The following is a 23707-nucleotide window of genomic DNA, read 5'->3' on the forward strand; positions in this document are numbered from 1 at the left end:
CTATGACCCCTTTTTTTCATATAAAACCGCAACAGACAGACTGCCAATGGCTGGGGTGATTTCATTTCTAATGAATTCTACATCTCCTACAAGTTTTTGCAGAGTTGATTCAAATTCTTTTTTTGCGTATGGATTTTTTTCTAATAAAGAGCCTTTGCACCCAACTTTTAACGGCAGCTTTATATCCAATTTCTTAAATAGAGAAAACGTTTGGTTTGCTAGTTCAACTCCAGCATCTAGGAAAAATCTTTTGGCTTCTTCATCTCCCTTCTGAGCCTCTGCAAATACAAAGGACGATACAGAAGCAATCTCCCCTTTAAGAGCATTATAAATAAAACCTTTTAAACCATCTGCTGAGCTTATTTCCAAGTCGTTCAGCAACGCCTGCGAAAGTGGAGAATGCGGCAATCCTTGATCTGCTTCTTTCGTTATTTGGCGAAATACTTTAATGGCAATATCGTAAGCACTTCCAAAATCACCTAAAATATGGCCCCAGCCACCCGAGTAACCATCTTTTTCTCCATTCCTTCCATAGGAAATGGAGCCCGTTCCTGCAATCGTTAAAATACCATTTTGATCGTCAAATAATGCGTGATAAGCAAGAACTGCATCATTCACAAAAATCGTAGGGATATTCGTTCTCGTAGAAAAAAATTGTTCAAAACGTTCACGATTACCTTCTGCTTCAATGCCTGCCACTCCAGCGACAATTGTTTTGCAACCTTTTCCGAATGGACTATTCAAACAAGCTGAAACCGCTTCCCAAACATTGTGTAATGCTTCATTAAAATTCACGTTGGGATTGCCAAACCCCGTCTTAGTCTGGAATAATATATTTTTTTCGGAATCTATAATTAATCCCGTTGTCTTTGTCCCACCAGCATCAATTCCAATAGTATAGGTCATCCCCATCCCCCTAACTTAATATTATTTCTCTATAGGAAATCCCAATATGAAACTAAATTTCATCAATAATTTTATCTGCGAATGTTATCCTATTCAATACAAAATTAAAATAAGGCACAAATAATGCGCCTTACATATTGTCACTTATTACTTTCTAATTCAGTTAGCCGTCGATTGAGATCTTGTAATTGACGTTCGATGTCTTCTAACTGCCTCTCTAATGGATGAAGATTGCCTTTTACATATTCAAGTTTTTCCAAGTCATGCTGCAGTCTCACATAATCGGCTTTTAAATCTTCAATCTTATATTGAATCTCCTTCTTAGTCATGGTTATCACCTTCTTATATAAAATGATATCATACATTTAATAAGTTAAAAACTGGAGGAATTTCATGAAACAACCACATCCTATTTCTAGCAATGAAATCATTCAATTGATCCATTCTTATTATGGATTGCATGCCCAGTCCATAACCTTTATTCCACTCGGAGATAAATCATTTAGTTATAACATTCGCTGTCAAAATGGAGATACCTTTTATTTAAAGCTATTAGATAAAAAAACTCAGGAAGAAGCAATTAAACAAACGGAATACTATTTACCATTATTGACGGAATTACATGAAAAAAGTTTATTTCCGTCAGCCATTTATCCAATATTAACGAAAGATAAACGAAATAAAATAGAGTTTGACGATATTGTTTTTATATTATTCCCATGGATTGACGGCCCTACGCTAGCTGATTCGTATCCTTTGGAAGAAAGCTATATACGTCAAATTGCAAAGTTATTAGCAGCGCTTCATACGACGACAACAATAATCGGAAACAATATTTATCTTCCTACCGAAACATTTAATGCTGATTTTTTGAACGAGCTGCATACTTATGTAATGACACTTCAACAAAGATCCACACCACTAGAACTTATAGACATTATAACCCCAAAACAAAAAGAAATAATATCACTCATTGAGCAAGTAAAAGAATTATCCAAATCCTTTAAATACAACCAATTCCCTTTAGTCATATGTCATGGTGATTTATGGGGAGGGAATCTCATCCAATCTCCAGCTGGTCTTCGCGTCATTGATTGGGAATCAGTTATTTTAGCTCCTATGGAACGGGAATTAGTAGGATATATTACGCAAATGCCATTTGTTTTTATTAAAGCATATGAAGAAGAATTCGGGACTAGAATCATACCAAACATAGATTTACTACGCTTCTTTTCTTATCGAACCCAGCTGCACAACTTGTATAGTTGGTTAAAAAACATACTTATTTATCAATTGGATGAGGATCAACAAATGAATGACATCGAAATGATTAAGTACCATTGCTTAAATCGCTGGGACGGTATTGAAGAAGCTCTGAGAAAACTAGAAATACATTTTATGAAGAAAGTGGGAGAATGATGAAAGCAATTTTAGTGGAAGAAACGACACAAAATCTTTTTATCGGGAAAACAGAAATGCCTCAAATGAGTAAAAACGACCTTCTCATCAAAGTAAAAGCCTCTGCTTTAAATAGGGCAGATCTCCTTCAAAAGCGGGGTCTGTATCCACCTCCCCCAGGTGCATCTCCCATACTCGGCCTTGAAATGAGTGGAATCGTTGAAGATATTGGAGAGAATGTTATAGGGTGGAAAAAGGGAGATTTCGTGTGTGCACTACTTCCCGGTGGGGGTTACGCTGAATATGCAGTTATTCCTGCTGCAATGGCAATGAGAATCCCACAAAACTTATCCTTTGAAGAAGCAGCAGCTATTCCTGAAGTATTTTTAACTGCCTTTTTAAATATGGTTTGGTTGGGAAAACTTAAGAAAGGAGAAACAATTTTAATCCATGCTGGAGCAAGCGGAGTCGGAACCTCGGCCATTCAACTGGCGCGTGAAATTGGCGCTAGGGCTATTGTGACAGCTGGAACAGACGAAAAAAGATCATTATGCCTTTCTTTAGGAGCAGAAGTAGCCATTGATTATAAAGAAGGGCCCTTTCTGCAAAAGGTGATGGATGCAACTTCAGGGAAAGGTGTCAATTTAATTTTTGATTTTATAGGTGCTCCTTACTGGGAACAAAATATCGGATCCCTTGCAGTTGATGGAAAGCTAATATTGATTGGAACAATGGGTGGCTCTAAGCTTCATGAAGTCAACCTTGGAAAATTGCTTTTTAAAAGAATCCAAGTCATCGGAACCGCCCTTCGTTCTCAGCCTATCGAGAAAAAAATGGCCTTGACGAAAGATTTTACTGAATTCGCTTTACCAAAATTTGAAAATGGTCATTTGAAGCCTATCGTTGATTCTATTTGGAATTGGGATAAAGTGAATGAAGCTCACTCCTATATGGAGCAGAATAAAAATGCAGGGAAAATAGTGTTACGGATTTCTTAAAAACTTTCTAAAGGGATGGAACCATGGACAGTATAAAAACAATCATTAAACGTTTTTTTATCGATCGTTTTCATGATCAGTCCGCACAAATGGCGTATTATTTTATGCTGTCCATTTTTCCCTTCCTTATTTTTGCTTTATCGCTCGTCAGTTTCTTGCCGATTCGGGTTGAAGATGTCCTTAGCGCGATTGAACCTTTTGCTCCAAAAGGAAGCTATCATTTAATAAAATCCAATATCATGAGCATTTTGGGGCAACAACAGACGAAGATTGCATCATTTAGTTTACTAGCGGCTTTTTGGATTGCTTCTATGGCGGTCCAATCACTCGTGCGGGCCATGAACGATGCATTTAATATCGTCCGAAGAGAAGGGTTTTTTCTTGCTTTAGGCAAAGATTTAATTTTAACATTAAGCCTAATGGTAACCCTAACATTTTCTTTACTCGTACCAATCGCTGAAGAAATTGGTCGATTATTGCTAGCAACACATGTTCAGCTACCATCTTCTTTTCATAAATGGTGGTTGTTGTCTAAATGGGTCATCGGTTCTATCTATTTGTTTTTCTTTTTTTTATTCCTATATAAAGTGGTTCCAAGTACAAAAGTCAGCTTACTGAATGTTATACCTGGCGCTATTTTCGCAACAGTCGGATGGCAAAGTGTATCTTTCGCCTTTTCCTTTTACGTTTCGTATGCTGCAAGCTATACAAAACTATATGGACAATTAGGGAATATTATTGTCTTGATGATTTGGTTTTATTTTACAGCTGCCGTCCTTCTTATTGGAGGACTATTGAATGCAACTTGGATGGAAAATAAATTAAAAAGCCGCTAGTACCTTACTATTTTTAGTCTACCTTATTATGCTCAATTGACTGAGATAACGAACACATAATGATTCTGACGTATCGCTCATGACATATCACTGAAAAAGGGCAAGAAATGATTAACAAAAGATAAGAACAAATGCGCAAGCGCCTGTTAAGCGACATACAAACTTTTTAGGGTTCTGACGAGATAAAGGAAACACGGTGAGTCTTGGCGAACCGATGTTGACTTATCGTAGGAAGAAACCGAAAGTTTGCTAGTCGCTAGGCGCTGAAGCTAGACGGGAACTACCTTCATAAAAGTTATACACAAAGTCCCAATCTATAATTACCTATATAACAAAAAAGACCGAGTATCCCTCGGCCTAATGAATTATACACGTAAGTTTTGTTTTGGCTGCTTATAAACCTCTTCATCCAATTCACCAGTTATTTTTCCGGTTAGCACACCAGCTGTCATGCTCCCACTTACATTTAAAGCCGTTCTTCCCATATCAATTAAAGGTTCGACGGAGATTAATAATCCGACAATCGCAATTGGTAAATTAAGTGCGGACAAAACGATTAAGGCAGCAAATGTGGCTCCCCCACCAACTCCAGCAACTCCAAACGAACTTATTGCAACGATCAAAATTAACGTGAATATAAATGAAGGATCAAAGGGATTTATGCCTGCCGTTGGTGCAACCATGATAGCAAGCATGGCTGGATAGATCCCCGCACATCCATTTTGCCCAATAGATAGTCCAAATGAACCTGCAAAATTGGCGATTCCTTCAGACACACCGAACTCTTGATGCTGAGTTTTGATATTAAGAGGTAAAGTACCTGCACTAGAACGTGATGTAAAGGCAAATACAAGTACCGGCATGGCTTTTTTCACGTACGTAACTGGATTTTTCCTTACAAGAACTAATAGAAGCAGATGAATAAGAAACATGATAATTATCGCAACATAAGAAGCAACTACAAATTTTCCAAGCTTCACTATTGCCGAGTAGTCACTGGTTGCTGTCACTTTGGCCATTAAAGCAAGTACTCCATACGGAGTCAATCTTAAAATAAGCGTTACAACCCGCATTACTACGGTATAAATGGTCTCAATCATCTTCGCAAAAAAATCAGCATGCTCCGGCTCTTTCCTACGGACCCCTAAGTAAGCAATCCCGATAATCGCTGCAAAAATAACGACAGCAATCGTAGAAGTTGGACGAGCTCCTGTTAGTTCCATAAATGGATTTTGTGGAAATAGGGATACAATTTGTTGAGGAATCGTCATATCCTTAACATCGCCAACTGTTTCTTGAAGCTGAGTATTTCGTGTTATCTCTGCTGCTCCTTCTTCAAGCTGGATTCCTTCTAAATGAAATCCCAATGCAGTGGCAATACCTATCGAAGCTGCAATGGCTGTTGTCCCAATTAAGATTCCTATGACAAGAGCACTAATTTTCCCAAGATTACTCGTTAATTTCAATTTTGTAAAAGCCGAAACAATGGATATAAAAACCAACGGCATGACAATCATTTTTAAGAATGAAATATAGCCACTCCCGACAATATTTAACCAATCCAAGGACCCTTTTGTAACAGTGGAATCTGTTCCATATACTAAGTGCATCGCGAGACCCAAAACGATCCCAATTCCTAATGCTGTAAACACACGTTTTGAAAAGGATATATGCTTCTTCTGCATTCTAAACAATAAAAATAGGAGCAATAAAAATATGGCGATATTAATAATGATCAACAGCGTATTCAACAATACTCCCCCCACTTTAAGATTTTGTCCGTTTTCATAAAAACACTTCTACATTGATATTCCCTTAATATGGTTATCATAACCTGCCTATTGTAAAACTATGTTATTGGTTTAGTACTAAATAGATATGGGGAAAGTATAGAAAATAATGAAAGGATGTCATATTATGCGTATTTCAAAATTATTACGCTTTGCAATCAAGGCTGCTCCAGTTGTATATCCATTCGCTAAAGAATTTTTAAAGAAAAGGAAGAAGCAAAAAAGAAACGGCAATGTAACTACAAAAAAAGAGACCACGTAGTGTAGAAATAATGTATTTCCTCTACACTATGGTCTCATTATTTGTATTCTTATACTTTAAACTGTCTAATCAATTTATCCAGATCAACAGCGATAGCAGAAAGTGATTCAGCGTTTGCTGCAATTTCCTGCATCGAGCTTGTCGTTTGTTCGGCGGATGCTGCTGTTTCTTCAATACCCGCTGACGCTTCCTCTGAAATAGATGCGATATTAGAAATAGAAGCATTCATTACATCCGTACTGCTCGCGATATTGTCCAAATCCTGTGAAATAATTTGGATTTGATTCACGACTTGCTTAACGGATTCAGTAATCGTTTCAAACGTGCTACCCGTTGATCTTATTTGTTCGGTACCGAGTTCTACTTGCTCAAAGCTCTCATTCAACGAACGGACAACCTCACCAGTTTCCTTTTGGATCGTAGAAACAATCCCAGTAATATCTGAAACCGAACTTGTCACTTGTTCAGCGAGCTTTTTCACTTCTCCTGCAACTACTGCAAACCCTTTCCCGTGCTCACCTGCACGTGCTGCTTCGATAGCTGCATTTAATGCTAATAAGTTTGTTTGTTCAGCTATATCCGAAATAACTTTTACAAGCTGTGAAATTTCTTTCGAATGGCCATCCAGACTTTGGACCTTTCCAACTGCATCTTTTACGTTTTCATCAATCAATTTCATTTTAGAAATCGACTCTGTCATTGCTTCATTACCTTTTTCCGTTAAGACCAACACTTGACTAGAAACTTGACTTGCTCTTTGCCCACTCTCATTAGCATTATGTATATTTGAAGTAAGCGTACCCATTGATTCAACTAAATCAGAAGCGGATTGTGCTTGCGTTTCAGAAGCAATAGACAACTCCTCCATTGTTGTCGCCACTTGTTGACTACCGGAATTAACTTCCATTGCAGAATGACTAAGCTCTTCACTTCGTCTCGTGACTGTTTGTGAAACATTACCAATATCCTGTGCCATCCCACGAATTTGGCGATTCATATCATTCACAGAATTAATTAAATCTCCAACCTCATCCTTTGATCTCGTCAATAAATCGTCATGGGTCAAATCACCTTCAGCTATTAAACGCATACGATTTGCAACTCTAACGATAGGTCTAGATATAGAATTTGCAGTCAAGATAGCGATAACAATTCCTAATATGAGGGCAACAACACCAATACCCGCGCTGCTTAATGAATTTCTTTCCCCAACACTAATTACTTCCTCAGCATTGGCTGTTATGTTCTTTTCTTGTTTATTTGATAGTTCTTGGAAGGAATCTCTTAATATTTGGCTTAATGGATCGATTGTGTTTCTAAAATTATCTCGCGCTTTTTCACGGTCAGCTAAAAATTCCTTGAAAACCATATCATTAATAGCAATTTCCCAATTATGAAGTTTGTCCAAAAGCTCTTTTGTTTCTTTCGTTGAAGATTTTGCTAATAGTTGTTTTTCTAACTCCTTACTCTCAGCTGTTGAATTTTCGAATGCATGCATATATGGAGTTTGTCCAAATAAAAGATAAATACTTAAATGTGATGTCCGCTCCGCAATATTCACACTCATTTTTTCTGCCAATACGAGTACAGGTAATTGTTCTTCAACTACTTGAGTCGTTTGCTTATTCGTCTGGGTTGCAAAAAAATAATTGGAACCGCTTATAATTAATACAATAGCATTAATAATTAAAAATCCTCTTAATATTTTTCCCTTTATACTCCTCATAACCCCACCATCTTTCTTCTGTATCTTCTGTCCTGTATATAATCTATGTATCGGCAATATTTTTAATATTTTAATACTATTTTCCTAATTCACCATCTTTTTCCCTTTTTCCCTTCCTTTATCCAATTAATAAACGGCCATTTTCAGCATCAATATAAGCAGAAAGACCTAAAGGCAAAGTTAAGGTCGGCTTGCAATGACCAGCTTTTACATTAAAAATGGTCGGTTTTCCAATTGGAGCAATAATTTTTTTAAAAAGATCTTCTACTTGAAATCCATCCGCATAACGCTCCGATGTACATTCCGTCCAAGTACCTAAAACGATTCCCACAGCATCCGAAAATTTACCTGCCAAGACAAGCTGAGTTAGCATTCTATCAATTCGATACGGTTCTTCCCCAATATCCTCTAAAAATAGTATTTTACCCTTCGTCTCTATTTCATAAGGAGTTCCAAGCGTGCTCACTATTACAGAAAGGTTCCCTCCTATTATCATTCCCTTTGCGGTACCTGGGACTAGAGTGCAAATCGGTGAATTTTCGGGATTTTCTACTTTCCCTTTAAATGGATAATTTGTCAAAATAGAAATCAGTGAATGAATCGTAAAATTATCTGCATCTACTAAATCGGATGCGGGCATAGGCCCGTGAATAGTCGGCAAATCGCATTTTTGTTGGAAAGCAACATGCAGAGCGGTAATGTCGCTGTATCCAACAAATAATTTAGGATTATTTGTGATAGCTTCATAGTCTAATAGTGGGAGCAAATGCAGGGAACCATATCCACCACGAAGACAAAAAATGGCCGATATCCCCTGATTAGCAAACATTGAATTTAATTCATTTGCTCGTTGTTCAGGTCTTCCCGCCAAGTATCCTCCGTATTTTTCGTTGCACGTCTCTCCCACCTCAACATTAAAACCCATTTCAATGATTTTAGAAATCGCTTTTTCCAACCGTTCCTTATTCACAGGCCCTGCTGGTGCAGTAAGTCCGATAGTATCTCCTTTTTTTAGAGCTTGGATCCTTTGTGTTACCAATTATCATCACTCCTTTGTCATAGAGAAAGAAGCCATATGTTGGCTTCTTTTATCTTATTCGAGCAATGAGGCTTTTACTCCCTCTGGCTTGAACCATATGTCTTTAAAGTCAACCCATCCTCTTGAATTCATATGTACCCCTTGTACGGAGGGATGAAAAGCAGTTCCAAGTTTCTTATGAACAAGAAAGAGGATTGCATAATGTTCTTTTAATATATTCTCTATTTCCAACAACTTATTTTCTCTCAAGCTTATATCTGGCTCTTGTAATACCTCATCAATTTTTCGATCTACTTTATCAGCCAATTCATCATCTAAGTGAATACGCAAAAATCCATGGGAATACTGGTAATCTTGAATTTGTGAAATCTCTTTATCGCCCAAAAGAACTTCAAATAATATACAATCTGCTTGTTTGATCAACTCAGTCTGAGCCATTTCCTCCCAATTCACTATGTTCACTATTACGTTAATACCATATTTCAAGCACTCGTCCCTAAACCAATACGCATCAGGTCCATGCCTTTCATAGCAATACAAATGAATGGGCTCGCCATCATAGCCTGACTTTTGAAGCAGTGAGCCAACTTCTGCAGGATTATGTTCCCGATCTATTACAGATGGAAGTCCCCTTAAATGAAATCCATTCGATGGATACAATCGAGGTTCGCCCAATGTCGAAACCATTTTGGACCGATCAATTAATCGATGTAAAGCTTTTCGAAAATAAAGATTATTTTGCGGGCCATTTTTCCATAAATTCATTGTTAAAACACTGCTGCCTGCATATATTTCTTCTTGTACCTTCCACGAATTATCATCGTAATTAGCGCCTTCATCATGATTAACTAACAGTCGTTCATAATTTTGTTTTTCTAGATTCAATATTTTTTCATCGTTAGGAAGCCGCGAAATTTCTATACGGTCCAATTGAGGCCTACCTAAAAAGTGAGAAGAAAAGGCTTCAAGAATACTAGTTTTTGATGAATTTTTTATTACTTTAAATGGACCTGTGCCATTTGGGCATATAGGAAAATCTTCATTCGACGTATCCGCAGGAAGAATAGACACTGGGGTATAAGCCAAATAATTCAAAAACAGATAATTTGGACTATTTAAGTTAAACTGTATCGTATATTTATTATGAATGATCATTTCTTTTATTTGCTTAACTAACCATTTATGCGGCGAATTTCGTAAACGCTCAAAAGTATGAAGGACATCTTCAGCTGAAAGCTCTTTTCCATGATGAAATAGGACGCCTTTTCTTAGATAAAACACCCATTTAGTTTGATTTTTATTTGACTCCCAATAATGTGCAAGCACCCCTTTTAATTGATGAGAAGAACGATCATAATCAACCAGAGTATTATATATTTGACTCGCTATATGGGCATCTAATTCATAATAAATACGTGCTGGATCGAGTGTTGTAATCGGGCGGAAAATCGGAAAACGGAGAATTTCAATTCGGTCATCATCTTCTTCCTCAACGTTATAGCCAAAATAATCGGACAACCATGCCATAATCCGTTCTTTTACATTTGTCCCTTCTCCATATTGTTGAATATGTTCAAGGGCTTCCTTTAGCTCACCCTGTTTGACAAGTTGGACCGATTTATCAAAGAGCACGTCCTCCAACGTTTTTTTAAAGATTAATGTAGAACGATTACCTCTACCTCTCCCAGGGACAAACTCTACCCAACCTAACTGAACCATCTTTGTCACAATTAATTTGGCATTTCGAGTTGTGCAGAACCATAACTCAGCAAGAGTATCCATCGAAACTGGGTATGCCTCATTTTCTTTCGTTTTCGTAAATGATCTCCATAATGCAATAAAATCATCCGCTAACATATGTACACCCCTTTTTACGGGATAATAAGTTGAAAAATAATCCCTTTCGTTTTCATCTTTTCTATGTTTAGTTCAATATACCATGGAAAATGAATCGAGGAACAGGTATTTAAAGCTAAATTTACAGCTTTAAGTGGAAAAATCATTCAAAAGGAATGCCATTTTTAACCTCCTCCATCCTTATTACAATAAATATAACGATAAAGCCATGGAGGAGATTATTAATGATTAACCTATATGTTGTAGAAAAAAGAATAGAGCAAGAAGAAAGGGAAAGACGGAGAATTGCTAATCAAGCGTGGATGACGCCTAAGCCCAACAAGAAAAATACATTAATGGAATTATTGGAAGCTGCGTTTCGAAAATCTGTTAATTTCAAAAAACATACACGAAAAATGTATGATTTCTAGCGAACCGTGGGAAAATTCATCGAATATTTCCGGGGAAATATGACGAACGAAGATTAAATATTGCCTTTGTACTGAAATTGCTTCTAACATTAGAAGCATTTTTTTTATTAAATATCAAAAACTATTAGGCAATATCATATTTTCAGGAGGAAATAAATGAAAGCGACAGATGTAATCGTACAAAGTTTAGAAAACGAAGGAGTCGAATACATTTTTGGCATTGTTGGAAAAGAAACATTAGACATCATAGAATCTATTTCAAAATCTAAGCAGATCACCTTCATTCCAGTCCGACATGAACAAGGAGCAGCATTTATGGCAAGTGCATATGGAAAATTTTTCGGTAAACCAGGAGTATGCACCTCCACTTTAGGTCCTGGAGCAACGAATTTAATAACTGGAATAGCTAGTGCATTCTTAGACTATTCCCCAATCGTTGTTATCACTGGACAAGCTGGACTTGATAAACAGCATAAGCCATACCACCAATGTATTGATCTCGTAAAAATATTTGAACCGATCACCAAATGTGCGGTACAAGTCCTAGACAATCAATCCATTTCGGAAATGATCCGAAATGCATTTCGCACTTCACAAATGGAAAAACCAGGTCCTTCGCTTCTTGTCATACCTGAAAATTTGGCTATGGAACCAGCTCCACCTAAAAATCTCCCTGTACTTTCACTGCCAATTACTATTCCTGATTCCAAAACTATTATAGAAGCTTGTGACATTATGAATGAAAGCCAAAAGCCTTTTGTAATCCTTGGAAATGGATTAATACGCCAAAATGGAGTTGAAGAATTCAGTTCCTTTATTGAAAAATTACAGGCACCTGTTACCCATTCCTTTACGGCGAAAGGGATCTTGCCGAAAAACCACCCTCATAATTACTTTACTTTTGGATTCGAGGAGAATGATCTTATTTTATCTGGGGTGGATGAAGCGGACCTATTAATCCTAATTGGCTTTGACATTGTAGAAAAACTCCCGAAGGATTGGAATCGAAAAAAATTACCTATTCTGCATATTGATGCACACGTCGCCCTTGTGGATGAATATTATCCAGTTCAAGTGGAATTAATAGGCAATATTCAAAAGACTTTAAAGGAAATAAATACACAACAAATCCTCTCGAAAAATTGGACGCCTTCAAGTAATGTAAAAAAGAACATTGAGCAATCGTATCACATCAGTCATAATCAAAAAGAAACATCCCATTTGCCATTAAGTACCGAAAACATTCTACACATTATAGAAAATGTTTCGACTAACCAAACGATTTTGATTTCCGATGTTGGCGCACACAAAATATCGATTGCACGCACTTACCAACCAAAGCAAGCTGGTGGTGTTCTGATTTCTAACGGATATGCTTCAATGGGAACGGCCATCCCCAGTTCAATCGGCGCAAAATTAGCTCGTCCAAATGGCGTAATCATTTGTATCACAGGTGACGGCGGAGCGATGATGAATTTTGCAGAAATTGAAACGGCAAAACGACTTGGCATATCATTTATAATGATTGTACTTAACGATTATGTTTTAAAACTGGAAGAGCAAATGATGAATAAGAAATTTGGTAATAGCTTTGGAGTTAATTTTGGAAATCCCGATTTTGTTCAATTAGCAATGAGTTTCGGAATAAAAGGTGTAAGACCGCAAACACTTAGTGAATTCGAGGAATTATTGAAATCTGCAATATCATCAGAGGAACTCATATTATTCGAGATTCCCCTTCCATAATGGTGAAAAAGTGGAAAGAGGAACGAAAGAAAGATATTTAACCCCAGATGATATCGCCTTGTCATCGACGTAGTATTTGAATGCAGAAATGAAATGTATATAGCAGATTTGGGCGTTTATAAACCTACAGGCGGTTATTATCCAAACACAGGTGTCATTTGGAAAATTACGAAGCCAACTTCTTTTTAATACGCTTAAAGCTTGTCACACTAATTTCAATCCAAAACCAACTATATAATAAAGAAAATAACAGAATGCTGCCCGTCGTATATAGGTTAAACGACGTTGAGGCTACAGGACCAAGTAATGGGAATTTGAAAATATACAATACAGACAATATCCCAAGAAATAAAGAAGTACTTCCTCCAAAAAGAATGCTGAACCTTCTTTTGAAGACGAAAAATGAGCATCCAATCCCTAAGCCCAACAAACCCGTTGTAAACGGAAAGACGATAAGCTCACTGGGTTGTAATATGAATAATAAAAGTATCGTTGTGAAATATGAGAGTACGCCATAGCGTATTGAAATAATTGTACAAACAATTATAGGTGCAGTTGCGAGTGGACTAATAAAAAATCCAAGTACTGGTATAACTCCTCCCGCAGCTTGAAAAATTGTAGACAAGCAGCTTAGTAAAGAAACTAAAATCAATTTCATTGTGGTCGTATGCTGAAGGAAAGCTTTATGAATTGTTTGTGCATCACTAGAAATTATGTTAGAAAACAACTTGATTCTCTCCCTCTATTTTTTGGGGATAACCTTTAATATTGTATGAACTTCATCTCGTATAGTTGCTTTAAGACTGAAATGAAAATAAATCGTGGTATAATGAGAAAAAAAGTAAAGGAAGAGAATATGATACTTGGATTAACGATTATCTTAATACTTGTTTTATTTTTACCTTTTACTGTTAAAAAGGTTGAGCACAATTTAGAAGCCTTCTTGTTTGTCATGGGACTAGCAGCGGCTTTCATTAGCAAAGTATTAGATGGAAAATTGTTTATGAAAGCATTGGAAGACCCCATACATATTACATTAGCAGTACTTATCGCAGGCTTATTATTCAAATGGTTACAAAAACCTATTGAAAACGGGATATTGGGTGTAAGCAAAGCAATTCCATTTCGATTGTTCGTTGCATTAACAGTCATTTTTCTCGGACTCATTTCAAGTGTCATAACGGCGATTATTGCTGCCATCGTGTTAGTAGTGATCGTCAGTGTACTAAAGCTTGACCGTCAATCTGAATTGCGTCTCGTTGTTTTAGCATGTTTTTCAATTGGTCTAGGTGCGGCACTAACACCAATTGGCGAGCCATTATCCACGATTGCAATCAGTAAATTAAATGAGGATTTCTTTTATTTGCTTGAATTAATTGGAATCGACGTGATTCCAGCTGTAACGATATTCGGAATCCTTGCCGCTATTCTTGTCAGCCCCAAACAATCGGACGTTGGGTTGTCGGCTCAACAAAATGCAGAAAACTATTCAGAAATTATCATTCGAGCTGTAAAAATCTATTTATTCGTTATGGGGTTAACATTACTCGGGGCAGGTTTTGAACCATTTATTGAAAAATATTTACTTGGCCTTAGTCCACTATTGTTATACTGGATCAACATGATTTCCGCTATTTTAGATAATGCAACACTAGCTGCAGCAGAAATTAGTCCTTCAATGGACGAGCCTACGATTAAAGCAATCTTACTAGGTCTTTTAATCAGTGGTGGAATGCTCATACCTGGAAATATCCCTAACATTATTGCAGCAGGCAAACTAAACATTACAAGCCGTGAATGGGCACGTTTCGGAGTACCTGTAGGATTAATTGCAATGGTTGTTTATTTTATTGTTATTTTGATATTTGGGTAAACACTTTTTCGAGTGAATTCTGAACACTTCTAATTAAAAATATCGAATACGTTTTACGAATGCATACTCCTTTTTGACTTATTGAGAAATCATTAGTAAGCGTAAGAGTCTAGCAGAAAAAAACATTAAGACTAGTAGTAAAAAAGCAGATGCGACAACAAGTCTCATCTGCTTTTGCATTTTTTCCAGATTTGAAAGGAACCCGGTTACTCGTATGCTCTTTTGAAGGAATGCAAGTAAGACTTGCGTTACTTTACCTTGATTTTTTCGGGCATAAGGACACGCGAGATTTCCTTGCGTTACCTCCACCCTACTTTTTTCAAGCTCAAGGGCACGCAAGCGACTAGAATCCCTTTTTCCAACTTCCTTTTCGTAATTCTTATTCATTTACTTAGAAACATGAGTTGTAAAATCTGCTAAAAGCCTCGCACCGAATCCGGTTGCTGATTTCGAATAGTATCCTGTTGCACGATTGCTTGCCATTACACCTGCCATATCGACATGTAGCCATTTGCTTGATTTTGGTACGAATCGGCGCAAAAATAATCCTGCAGTGATGGAGCCTGCTTCGGCTCTTGAACTGATGTTGCAAAGATCTGCATAATCGCTGTTCAAATATGAATCATATGCATCTACAAGCGGCATTGGCCATACGTAATCGCCATTTTCTCGACCGATTTTTTTCATTTCATCTGCAAGCTCTTCATCGCCAAATACACCTGCCATTTTTGATCCGAGTGCATTTCCAATTGCTCCTGTTAAAGTAGCGATATCCACAATATAGTCAGCATTTAGTTCACCTGCACGAATCAATCCATCGGCTAAAATAAGTCTTCCTTCAGCATCTGTATTCCCTACATGTACTGTTAACCCATTTTTATAATGAATCACTTCAGAAGGTAGGAAAGAATGGCTATCAGGCATATTTTCTACGATAGGGATAAGCGCCGTTACGTTTACGCTTGCCTTCATATCTACTAGGAGCTTCATCGCACCAGCGACAGCAGCAGATCCGCCCATATCCATTTTCATATCACTAATATCCGCGCCTCTTTTTAAGCTAATACCGCCTGTATCAAAGGTGACTCCTTTTCCTACAAGTACGACGTGAGGCTTTGTTTTATCTGTACAATAAGAGATTTCTACAAAAGATGGTTCATACTTGCTTCCTCTGCAAACAGCTAGAACACCATTCATTTGTCCTTCTTCCAGTTGCTTCTTACGTAAAATTTGAACCTTGGCATCAGTATTTTTAAATTCTTTTTCAAGTACTTCAGGATATGTTTCCGGATTTAAGGTACTCGGTATTTCATTCATCAAATCTCTTGAATAAGCTACTGCCTTGGCTCGGGCTTCCCCCTCTTTAACAGAAGCCTGAACGTCTTCACAATCTATTAATTCTAATTTTGTTTTAAATGAATTTTTATCAGATTTGTAGTTTAAAAATTGATAAGAACCTAATTCCCATCCTTCAATAAAGGCACAAACCGACTTTCCTTTGTCTAATTTTGAAAAACCATTTTCTAAAACTGCGCCTTCCAATACGGCAGATGGAATCTTTCTTCCACTCAATTCTCTAGCAATCGAACCCGCAATATTTCTCACATTTTCATATGAAATGTCTTTGTTTTGATTTTCTTTAATAATTGCATAAACGTTTCCGTCCAATAATAAAGTAATGAATTTACCTTGGTGATTTTGAATAAATTCTTTTAATTGAGGGTTATTCTCCACAAGTGAATTATTTGAAAAAGTAATATATGCCTTAGATGTCATAGAATTTGTCTCTCCTAACTTATTTTTTTGGCCATAGTGCGGTCATTGCTAGTCCTTTTAATACTACATCATCCATTGGTGGATTATGTAAGCCTGCACGAACATCGCGATACATTCTTTCTAACGGAAGTTTTCTAGATAGACTTGCCCCTCCAACAATGCGCATCGCTTGATCAACGATTGATAAAGCAGAATTTGTCGCCACATATTTGGCAAGGCCAAGTTCGGATTTAAGCTCAAGGCGCTCTTCTGGATTTTGGTCCCATCGATCAGCTACAGAATAAAGCAGCATTCTAGCTGTTTTTAACTCTGCTTCTATTTTTCCAATCTTTTGCTGAATATGGTCCACTTCAGCTATTGGGCCAGGCAAGCTATTAGGACGATAGTTTAGAGCGTATTGAACAGCAAAATCTCGTGCAGCATGGGCAATTCCAATATAGCAAGCAGGAATATGCAACATCCAGCCAGAGTCACTTTGATGATGCGTTTTCCCGCCCGGAATTTCTATTTCAATCAATCCCGAATCAGGCACAAACACGTTTTCTAAAATAACATCGTGGCTCCCAGTCGCTCTCATGCTCATCGTATTCCATGTTTCTTCGATTTTTACATTCTCAGATTTTTGAACTAAAAAACGGCCAATTTTATTTTCATCTTTGATGCCCGCACTAACAGTAAAATAATTTAATATTGGGCTTAATGTACTGAACGTTTTTCTACCGGTTATTACCCACCCGTCTGCTGTTTTCTCAGCAGTCGTTTCCGGCCTACCGCCTCTTGCTGGACTTCCAGTGGCGCGTTCACTTGCAAATGAGTTGATCAATTCACCGTCTTCAACTACTTTATTGCAAAAATCTTTAAACAACTCTTCTGGCCATTCCCGACTTTCTCTTAAACTAAGCATCATTCCTAAATGCCAGCCAACGCCAAGTGCAGTGGAGCCATCTCCTTTAGCAATCCTCTCTTGCATTAAGATCATTTCATATAAAGAAGCCTCATCCCCACCGTATTCTTTCGGAACGGTCGTTTTTAAATACCCTGCTTCTTTCATATCTTCGAAGTTTTCAAATGGAAATGATCCTTCCACGTCATGAACTGACGCTCTTTTGGCAAAATTAACTGCTAACTCGTCAGCCATGTCAGCAAATTTCTGCTCTCTTTCATTTCGGATAAAATAGTCTTGGTATTTCATAGTAACACCTCACTTATGATTTGTTTTAAGGGTATATCATCACTTTTACGCTTGTATCTTTTTGAGTACGAGCAATATCGACGGCTTCTTTAATGTCATTTAAAGAAAATTTGTGTGTAATGATTTTTTCAATATTGACCTTCGAATTACTTAGTGCCTGAATCGCAATAGGATATGTATTTGCATAACGAAATACGCCGTGAACATCGATTTCCCCATCAATTATTTGGTTTATATCTAGTGGAATAGACTCTGACGTTGGTAGTCCAATAAAAACAATACGTCCTCCTCTATTTACTATTTTAACCGTATCTGAAATAGCTTTACTATTACCAGATGTCTCTACTATTAAATTTACACCTTTTTGTTCCGTCAATGTTGAAATGCGCTCATTTATATCTTCATGAATAGGATCAAAAACAGCCGTAACACCTGATTCCTTGGCCAATTCTCTTCTAAAAGGGACGACATCACTCGCATAGATTTCGGTAATTCCAAACATTTTTGCAGCTTGAATGGCTAGCAGTCCAATCGGCCCTAACCCACTGACAAAAAGTCGATCTGCCATCGTTGCTTTTCCGCGCTTCATCGCATGAATCCCTACAGAGAGCGGTTCTAGTAATGCCCCTTCTTCATACGACATCGAATCTGGGATTTTGAATAGGAAATCGCAACGGATCACGACATAATCGGCCCATGCCCCGTCAACAGGAGGAGTTGCCATAAAAACAACATCCGGACATAAGTTGTACCTTCCGGATTTGCAGTAATCACATCTTCCACAAGTAACCCCTGGCTCCACAGCAACACGATCTCCGATTGAAACATTCGTCACATCTTCGCCGATCCCCACTACTTCGCCAGCCAATTCATGGCCTAAAATGAGTGGTTCCTTTACTTCGTATCTACCGATTTTCCCATGCTCATAATAATGGACATCAGAACCGCAGACACCGATGCAGTAAACTTTTACTAAAGCCTCATCCTTTTTCGGTACTGGAATAGCAACTTGTTTTACCTCAATATCTAGTGGTTTGTTTAAGATTGCTGCGTTCATAACAGCCGACAATTTCGTCTCCTCCTTACCATTAGAAAACCTTTTCATTATTATAACTCTTTTAAGCTTTAAAATTATATAAAAAAGGACAGTGAAACATTTTTAAAATGTTCATACTGTCCTCTAGCTTCTATACTATTTAAATAGATTTGCAATAGATTCAAAAAGCTTTTTAAAGAAATTGCTGACACTGTCCCAAAAGCCCTCGTCACCAATCACATTTTCTAATTTTTTCTTAATGTCTTTAGAAATGTCTTCCAGTTGATTTTTTACATTTCCAAAGTCAATATTAATCGAACGCATTTTTTCGAATAAATCGATTAGTAATTGTCTGTCTTCAGGACTCAGTTCAATCTTCATCTTTTTCAATTGTTCTTCCACTATCTTTTCTACGTCTTCTTTCGTGGCTGGGTTTTGATCAGCGATCGCCTTTTTAATTTCTGTTAACAATTCACTAACTTTTTCATCGTCGAGACCGTCTTTTCCCGCTAAGTCTGTTGCTAAGTCAAGCTCTTCATTCGCCACTTCCATCCTATCTTTATCCAATGTTTCTCCGCGGCTCTCATACGCTTTATATATTCCAACAAGTGCGGAATGACCCGTTACTTTTACAGGAGATGCAACATCGACTGTCGCATTTTCAATACCGGCAGTCAGCATAGCGTTGGCATACATTTCTTCCGTTACTTCCGTAATATTATCAGGTGTTACTCGTGTTACAACGAGGCCATTACCTTTTTCTTTCAAAGTGATTTTCGCCGAAGAAAACATCCTTGAATTTGGATTTCCGTCGATTAGTCTTGCTAAGTCCTTTGCAGTAACAGTAATTTCTTCTACCTTGGATGGATCAGTTACTTTTAAAAGTTTTCTCACTTCATCTTTTTGTTCTGCCGTTAATGTCTCTCCATATACGACGATAGGGAGACCAAATTTTTCATTAATCGCATCATCATCCGTGTTTTGATCCGCTGCAGCTGATCCAATTCCATTTAGGATAAAGCTTATGCTGACCAAAAATGCTATGAAGATTTTGCTCCAATGTTTCAACTATTTCTCCTCCTTAGGTGGCAGCTTTTCTAAGTAATCAATCGCCTCTTGTATTGTTTTAACAGGAACAAGTTTAACTTTGTATCCTTCTTTTTGTACTTCGTCTTTTACATCTTTTTCATTTGTATCTCCATCTAATATATCTGCAGGGCAAAAGAAAATATCCATTCCTGCTTTTTCTACTGCTGTTATTTTTTCACGGATTCCACCAATTTGGCCTACATTCCCGTCCATGTCAATCGTACCAGTACCTGCTATTTCATAACCTTTCGTTAAGTCACCAGGGGTCAACTGATTATAAACCTCCAGCGAAAACATGAGTCCAGCGGATGGCCCACCAATATCTTCGGCATTAATTTTAATAGTACGGTCTGTTTCAACTTTATATTGATCCTCAGGTCCAATCCCAACTCCTGCTCGATTCGGACTATTTGTAATCGGAATAAGCTCTACATTTGCTGTTTTTACAGTACTGTCGCGATTAAACATCAATTTTACTGTATCGCCAGCTTTTTTGTTTGAAAGATAATCGAGAAAATCAGTTGATTTAGCAACAGGTTGATCATCGACTTGTGTAATAATATCACCAATTTTAAGCTTTCCTTTTGCAGTTGATGTGGCAAGAATACTCGTGACAAAAATGCCATTTGACTGCACATTTACATTTTCACCTGCAGCACGCAGGCCTGCGACAAGAGCATGCTGTTGAGATGTTGTCATCATATGTTCCAAGATTTTACTATACTCTTCGTCAGTCATGTCACCCCTAACTTCCTTCACTTTCCGTAAATCTGTGTGCGGAGCAACCATTCCATATGCTAAATAATAAATATTACTTGCCCTTAATGAAAGAACCGTTGTTAAATACAGATTGCCCTTAGATGTTTTATCGCCGCCCTCGACTGTTACTTTAGAGCCGAGTTCTTCCACTGATCCAGGTTGAAAGAGGTAATATGGCGTTGGAATAAAAAAGGTGACAACAAGCAAAACGCAAATCACTGCAAAAACTTTATTTTTTCGTTGCTTTAAAATTGCCATATCTGTTCCCTTTCTTTCTTAAATATCTATTTAAGATATTTTCAATTTTTATAGACGTACAAAGTTGGTAATAAGTTTCGCTATTGTTACTTTTAATAAATTTACACATTCATATTTAATATGAGACTTTCTTTTTACAATGAATTATGCTGATTTCCGCTTCAATCATCGTAGTGGCGATATCAAAAAAGCTTTAAAAAGCCTCTACAATAGTATACATAGATTCCATGTAAATTTAAAATCATAGTTGTACTATAAAATAAAAAGTCAGCCCTTACCCGAAGTCTGGATAAGGACTGACCATATGATTACTTTTTAACCCATTCTGACAACGGATCAACCATTCCGGACTCTAGCGGCATATGTATAATATCAATCGATCGTTGTTCTCTTGATAATGACAAATCTTTGTATATGAAAGAGGAAGCACCCAGTCCTGCTTCATTGGCAACTTCAATTGACGCGCAGTAGTATACCTTTTTAATGCCTGAGAAATAAATGACCGTCATACACATTGGACATGGCTCTCCACTTGCATACATCGTATAGCCGTTTAAGTCCAACGTTTGTAATTTCCCCTGTGCTTTACGGATTGCAATAAGTTCTGCATGTCCACTTATATCATTCTTTAAGTGAAGTTCATTCACACCTTCGGAAATCACTTCATCATCTTTTACGAGCACCGCACCAAACGGCTGCCCACCTTCTTTTACGTTGTTAACGGCAAGTTCAACAGCTCTCTCCATAAATCGATCCATTTTATCGCCTCCAAACGTAGAATGATTAAATTTGTGCGACTAACAGTTTTTCCAATTCTAAAGGTTCAATATAGACACCATCTTTATAAGCGCGCATATTTCCACCGGAGATTTCATCTATTAACATAATATCATTGCTATTTTCTGTTCTACCGAATTCTAGTTTAATATCATATAATTCGATATTCCTTTTTTGCAGTTCGTCTTTTACTATGCCACTAATTTGTTGGGTCAAATTTTTCAACTCTTCATATTCTGAGAGGGATAATATCCCCAACATATTGAGCGCATCTGCACTGATTGGCGGGTCCTGGCGTTCATCGTCTTTCAAAGTCACTTCAACAAATGCGTCTAGTTCTTGTCCCTCTACAGCATACTTGCCATACCTGCGCAAAAAACTTCCTACCGCACGATAACGACAAATGACCTCAAGCCCATGACCAAAAATTTTCGCTGGCTTTACAATCATTTCGGCTGCGTCTACATTTGCACTCACGTAATGAGTTGGTATTCCTTTTTCTCGTAAAATTTCAAAAAAGAATTTAGTTAAGCGCAAGCCTGCCTTCCCAGCACCTTCAATTTGTAAGCCAACTGTATTGGCTCCAGGATCAAAAACCCCATCTTCACCTGTAACATCATCTTTAAATTTTAATAAATAATTTCCATCATCTAGAGAATATACATCCTTTGTCTTTCCCTGATAAACAAATTTCATACGGCATTCCTTCTCTCTATGAAGTGATGTTGCATTAACAGTATAGCAAAAAATATTTAACCATTGTGGCATCTACTAAAAAGAAGTTTGATTTCTATACTATTTAGGTAGGAGACTCTTCACCACTACTAAAAATAATGATTTTTGTACTCAGCCTTAATTGGTAATATGCTTAAATTTATTGATAACCTGTTAATGTGTTGAAGAAGTTTTTTAGAAACTCGTAAAAAAGTAATTCCGTCGGCATAAGTTCGCGGTCTCTTGGAATAATGACTCCAACTGCCCGTGTAACTCGAGGATCTACAATTTGAATTTTTACAGTAGAACGGGGCAAACTGTCAACTAAGGTTATTTCTGGAAGCAATGTTACACCTAGACCTGCTGACACAAGCCCTTTAATAGCGTCGATATCTTTTCCTTCGAAGGATACAACTGGTTCAAATCCGCGTTGTTTACATGCCTTTATGACAATATCTCTAAGAACATACCCTCTTGGAGACAAAACAAAAGAATCGCTGCGTAAGTCATCTAAGGTGATAGATGCTTTCTTTGCTAAGGGGTGATTGGAAGACAATAGCGCAACGAGATTTTCCATAAATAATATGTCACTTTTTACCCGACGTTCCTCCGTTGGCAGAGGCCCTAAAAGTGCCATATCGATTTCACCTTTTATAACGGAATCAACTAAATTATGATAGGAATCTTGATGGAGCTGAAATTTTACATAGGGGTATTGTTTTCGAAATGCTGATACGACCGTAGGAAGTAAATGAGCGGCAAGGCTACTTGGAAATCCAATTCGGACCGTGCCTTTTTCTGGGTCAAGACATTCTTCTATTTCTCTCCTAGCCTGTTCAATTACATCCATCGCTTGATGCATTTTTTCTAAAAACATGTGTCCAATTGGTGTCAATCGGATATTCCTTCCTTCCCTAATGAAAAGATCAACACCGAGCTCTGCCTCTAAATTTACAATTTGCCTACTAACAGCAGATTGTGCGACATGTAAGGCTTCAGCCGCATCTGTCATATGTTCTCGTTTGGCAACTTCAATGAAATATTGTATTTGTCTTAATTCCAAAATAACCACCTTCTTCGCATTCATCTCATAACGGCATTAATATTATCTAATATCCGTATTGTTTAGATTAATTGTAGAAGATAAAATATTTTTTAACAAGAATAATTCGTTGTGGTGTTTATTTGCAATTTGTTTAGCTGAGCGCTTATCCCCTCGGGTAAATTTACCTGAGTTAAAAAGTCGAAGAACAAACTCTTTGGTT

23 protein-coding genes are annotated in these 23707 nt (G+C 37.4%); 7 read left to right on the forward strand and 16 right to left on the reverse strand.

The features are described 5' to 3' along the window. Positions 1 to 906, reverse strand: a complete 906-nt coding sequence (locus KHA93_RS14455) for a BadF/BadG/BcrA/BcrD ATPase family protein (RefSeq protein WP_213111369.1) — start codon at positions 904 to 906, stop codon at positions 1 to 3. Between the two features lie 140 nt (positions 907 to 1046). Beyond that, positions 1047 to 1235 carry an SE1832 family protein gene (locus KHA93_RS14460; protein ID WP_213111370.1) on the reverse strand — a complete coding sequence of 63 codons (189 nt, stop codon included), beginning with the start codon at positions 1233 to 1235 and terminating at the stop codon, positions 1047 to 1049. A gap of 64 nt (positions 1236 to 1299) precedes the next feature. Between KHA93_RS14460 and KHA93_RS14465 the strand changes: the two genes are divergently transcribed. Genes KHA93_RS14465 through KHA93_RS14475 form a run of 3 tightly spaced genes read left to right on the forward strand, consistent with a single transcriptional unit; the run spans position 1300 to position 4138 of the window. Beyond that, positions 1300 to 2325, forward strand: coding sequence for a phosphotransferase (locus KHA93_RS14465; protein WP_213111371.1), 1026 nt, complete (start codon positions 1300 to 1302; stop codon positions 2323 to 2325). Continuing rightward, positions 2322 to 3302, forward strand: coding sequence for an NAD(P)H-quinone oxidoreductase (locus tag KHA93_RS14470; RefSeq protein ID WP_233711172.1), 981 nt, complete (start codon positions 2322 to 2324; stop codon positions 3300 to 3302). Before KHA93_RS14465 ends, KHA93_RS14470 begins: the two co-directional genes overlap by 4 nt. Positions 3303 to 3325: 23 nt before the next feature. Further along, positions 3326 to 4138 carry a YihY/virulence factor BrkB family protein gene (locus KHA93_RS14475; RefSeq protein WP_213111372.1) on the forward strand — a complete coding sequence of 271 codons (813 nt, stop codon included), beginning with the start codon at positions 3326 to 3328 and terminating at the stop codon, positions 4136 to 4138. A gap of 365 nt (positions 4139 to 4503) precedes the next feature. Here the strand turns inward: KHA93_RS14475 and KHA93_RS14480 are convergent, their stop codons facing one another. Next, on the reverse strand, positions 4504 to 5889 hold the full coding sequence (locus KHA93_RS14480) for an L-cystine transporter (RefSeq protein ID WP_213111373.1): 1386 nt from the start codon (positions 5887 to 5889) through the stop codon (positions 4504 to 4506). 166 nt (positions 5890 to 6055) lie between these two features. On the opposite strand from KHA93_RS14480, the gene KHA93_RS23565 reads away from it, so the two are divergent. After that, entirely contained in the window at positions 6056 to 6190 is a 135-nt protein-coding gene (locus KHA93_RS23565; RefSeq protein WP_267917427.1) for a hypothetical protein, read from the forward strand. A gap of 49 nt (positions 6191 to 6239) precedes the next feature. On the opposite strand, the gene KHA93_RS14485 is transcribed toward KHA93_RS23565, so the two are convergent. The 3 genes from KHA93_RS14485 to KHA93_RS14495 form a co-directional block, all read right to left on the reverse strand. Continuing rightward, entirely contained in the window at positions 6240 to 7916 is a 1677-nt protein-coding gene (locus KHA93_RS14485; RefSeq protein WP_213111374.1) for a methyl-accepting chemotaxis protein, read from the reverse strand. Between the two features lie 118 nt (positions 7917 to 8034). Next, positions 8035 to 8955: a S66 peptidase family protein gene (locus tag KHA93_RS14490; RefSeq protein ID WP_213111375.1), complete on the reverse strand. Its 921-nt coding sequence runs from the start codon at positions 8953 to 8955 to the stop codon at positions 8035 to 8037. Between the two features lie 54 nt (positions 8956 to 9009). Then, the gene (locus KHA93_RS14495; RefSeq protein ID WP_213111376.1) at positions 9010 to 10812 is read right to left on the reverse strand and encodes an ABC transporter substrate-binding protein; all 1803 of its coding nucleotides are present in this window, start codon (positions 10810 to 10812) and stop codon (positions 9010 to 9012) included. Positions 10813 to 11036: 224 nt separating this feature from the next. Between KHA93_RS14495 and KHA93_RS14500 the strand changes: the two genes are divergently transcribed. Together KHA93_RS14500 and KHA93_RS14505 are read left to right on the forward strand one after the other, a co-directional pair. Continuing rightward, entirely contained in the window at positions 11037 to 11222 is a 186-nt protein-coding gene (locus tag KHA93_RS14500; protein WP_213111377.1) for a hypothetical protein, read from the forward strand. A gap of 156 nt (positions 11223 to 11378) precedes the next feature. After that, positions 11379 to 12968 (forward strand): acetolactate synthase large subunit, encoded by a 1590-nt coding sequence (locus KHA93_RS14505; RefSeq protein ID WP_213111378.1) that lies wholly within the window; start codon positions 11379 to 11381, stop codon positions 12966 to 12968. 166 nt (positions 12969 to 13134) lie between these two features. On the opposite strand, the gene KHA93_RS14510 is transcribed toward KHA93_RS14505, so the two are convergent. Beyond that, entirely contained in the window at positions 13135 to 13695 is a 561-nt protein-coding gene (locus KHA93_RS14510; RefSeq protein WP_213111379.1) for a YybS family protein, read from the reverse strand. Positions 13696 to 13824: 129 nt separating this feature from the next. Between KHA93_RS14510 and KHA93_RS14515 the strand changes: the two genes are divergently transcribed. After that, the gene (locus KHA93_RS14515; protein WP_213112949.1) at positions 13825 to 14841 is read left to right on the forward strand and encodes a DUF1646 family protein; all 1017 of its coding nucleotides are present in this window, start codon (positions 13825 to 13827) and stop codon (positions 14839 to 14841) included. 78 nt (positions 14842 to 14919) lie between these two features. On the opposite strand, the gene KHA93_RS14520 is transcribed toward KHA93_RS14515, so the two are convergent. From KHA93_RS14520 to gltC, 9 genes are all read right to left on the reverse strand, one after another. Further along, positions 14920 to 15228, reverse strand: coding sequence for a hypothetical protein (locus KHA93_RS14520; RefSeq protein ID WP_213111380.1), 309 nt, complete (start codon positions 15226 to 15228; stop codon positions 14920 to 14922). Then, positions 15229 to 16617: a leucyl aminopeptidase family protein gene (locus tag KHA93_RS14525; RefSeq protein WP_213111381.1), complete on the reverse strand. Its 1389-nt coding sequence runs from the start codon at positions 16615 to 16617 to the stop codon at positions 15229 to 15231. Between the two features lie 19 nt (positions 16618 to 16636). Next, positions 16637 to 17809 carry an acyl-CoA dehydrogenase family protein gene (locus KHA93_RS14530; RefSeq protein WP_213111382.1) on the reverse strand — a complete coding sequence of 391 codons (1173 nt, stop codon included), beginning with the start codon at positions 17807 to 17809 and terminating at the stop codon, positions 16637 to 16639. A 25-nt stretch (positions 17810 to 17834) separates the two neighbouring features. Then, positions 17835 to 18914: an NAD(P)-dependent alcohol dehydrogenase gene (locus KHA93_RS14535; protein ID WP_213111383.1), complete on the reverse strand. Its 1080-nt coding sequence runs from the start codon at positions 18912 to 18914 to the stop codon at positions 17835 to 17837. A gap of 87 nt (positions 18915 to 19001) precedes the next feature. After that, positions 19002 to 19913 (reverse strand): DUF1002 domain-containing protein, encoded by a 912-nt coding sequence (locus KHA93_RS14540; protein ID WP_213111384.1) that lies wholly within the window; start codon positions 19911 to 19913, stop codon positions 19002 to 19004. Next, on the reverse strand, positions 19914 to 20951 hold the full coding sequence (locus tag KHA93_RS14545) for a SepM family pheromone-processing serine protease (RefSeq protein ID WP_213111385.1): 1038 nt from the start codon (positions 20949 to 20951) through the stop codon (positions 19914 to 19916). 308 nt (positions 20952 to 21259) lie between these two features. Further along, entirely contained in the window at positions 21260 to 21709 is a 450-nt protein-coding gene (locus KHA93_RS14550; RefSeq protein ID WP_213111386.1) for a nucleoside deaminase, read from the reverse strand. Between the two features lie 25 nt (positions 21710 to 21734). Continuing rightward, positions 21735 to 22424, reverse strand: a complete 690-nt coding sequence (locus KHA93_RS14555; protein ID WP_213111387.1) for a phosphoribosylaminoimidazolesuccinocarboxamide synthase — start codon at positions 22422 to 22424, stop codon at positions 21735 to 21737. A 178-nt stretch (positions 22425 to 22602) separates the two neighbouring features. After that, on the reverse strand, positions 22603 to 23505 hold the full coding sequence (gltC, locus tag KHA93_RS14560; protein WP_213111388.1) for a glutamate biosynthesis transcriptional regulator GltC: 903 nt from the start codon (positions 23503 to 23505) through the stop codon (positions 22603 to 22605). Positions 23506 to 23707: the final 202 nt, after the last annotated feature.

The organism is Lederbergia citrisecunda (assembly GCF_018343695.1).
Taxonomy (GTDB): Bacteria; Bacillota; Bacilli; order Bacillales; family Bacillaceae_C; genus Lederbergia; species Lederbergia citrisecunda.

Bases quoted from the DNA above. Each gene is read 5' to 3' on its own strand.
- KHA93_RS14455 (WP_213111369.1), bottom strand. From the start codon at position 906: ATGACCTATACTATTGGAATTGATGCTGGTGGGACAAAGACAACGGGA.
- KHA93_RS14460 (WP_213111370.1), bottom strand. From the start codon at position 1,235: ATGACTAAGAAGGAGATTCAATATAAGATTGAAGATTTAAAAGCCGAT.
- KHA93_RS14465 (WP_213111371.1), top strand. From the start codon at position 1,300: ATGAAACAACCACATCCTATTTCTAGCAATGAAATCATTCAATTGATC.
- KHA93_RS14470 (WP_233711172.1), top strand. From the start codon at position 2,322: ATGATGAAAGCAATTTTAGTGGAAGAAACGACACAAAATCTTTTTATC.
- KHA93_RS14475 (WP_213111372.1), top strand. From the start codon at position 3,326: ATGGACAGTATAAAAACAATCATTAAACGTTTTTTTATCGATCGTTTT.
- KHA93_RS23565 (WP_267917427.1), top strand. From the start codon at position 6,056: ATGCGTATTTCAAAATTATTACGCTTTGCAATCAAGGCTGCTCCAGTT.
- KHA93_RS14485 (WP_213111374.1), bottom strand. From the start codon at position 7,916: ATGAGGAGTATAAAGGGAAAAATATTAAGAGGATTTTTAATTATTAAT.
- KHA93_RS14495 (WP_213111376.1), bottom strand. From the start codon at position 10,812: ATGTTAGCGGATGATTTTATTGCATTATGGAGATCATTTACGAAAACG.
- KHA93_RS14500 (WP_213111377.1), top strand. From the start codon at position 11,037: ATGATTAACCTATATGTTGTAGAAAAAAGAATAGAGCAAGAAGAAAGG.
- KHA93_RS14505 (WP_213111378.1), top strand. From the start codon at position 11,379: ATGAAAGCGACAGATGTAATCGTACAAAGTTTAGAAAACGAAGGAGTC.
- KHA93_RS14515 (WP_213112949.1), top strand. From the start codon at position 13,825: ATGATACTTGGATTAACGATTATCTTAATACTTGTTTTATTTTTACCT.
- KHA93_RS14520 (WP_213111380.1), bottom strand. From the start codon at position 15,228: ATGAATAAGAATTACGAAAAGGAAGTTGGAAAAAGGGATTCTAGTCGC.
- KHA93_RS14525 (WP_213111381.1), bottom strand. From the start codon at position 16,617: ATGACATCTAAGGCATATATTACTTTTTCAAATAATTCACTTGTGGAG.
- KHA93_RS14530 (WP_213111382.1), bottom strand. From the start codon at position 17,809: ATGAAATACCAAGACTATTTTATCCGAAATGAAAGAGAGCAGAAATTT.
- KHA93_RS14535 (WP_213111383.1), bottom strand. From the start codon at position 18,914: ATGAAAAGGTTTTCTAATGGTAAGGAGGAGACGAAATTGTCGGCTGTT.
- KHA93_RS14545 (WP_213111385.1), bottom strand. From the start codon at position 20,951: ATGGCAATTTTAAAGCAACGAAAAAATAAAGTTTTTGCAGTGATTTGC.
- KHA93_RS14550 (WP_213111386.1), bottom strand. From the start codon at position 21,709: ATGGATCGATTTATGGAGAGAGCTGTTGAACTTGCCGTTAACAACGTA.
- KHA93_RS14555 (WP_213111387.1), bottom strand. From the start codon at position 22,424: ATGAAATTTGTTTATCAGGGAAAGACAAAGGATGTATATTCTCTAGAT.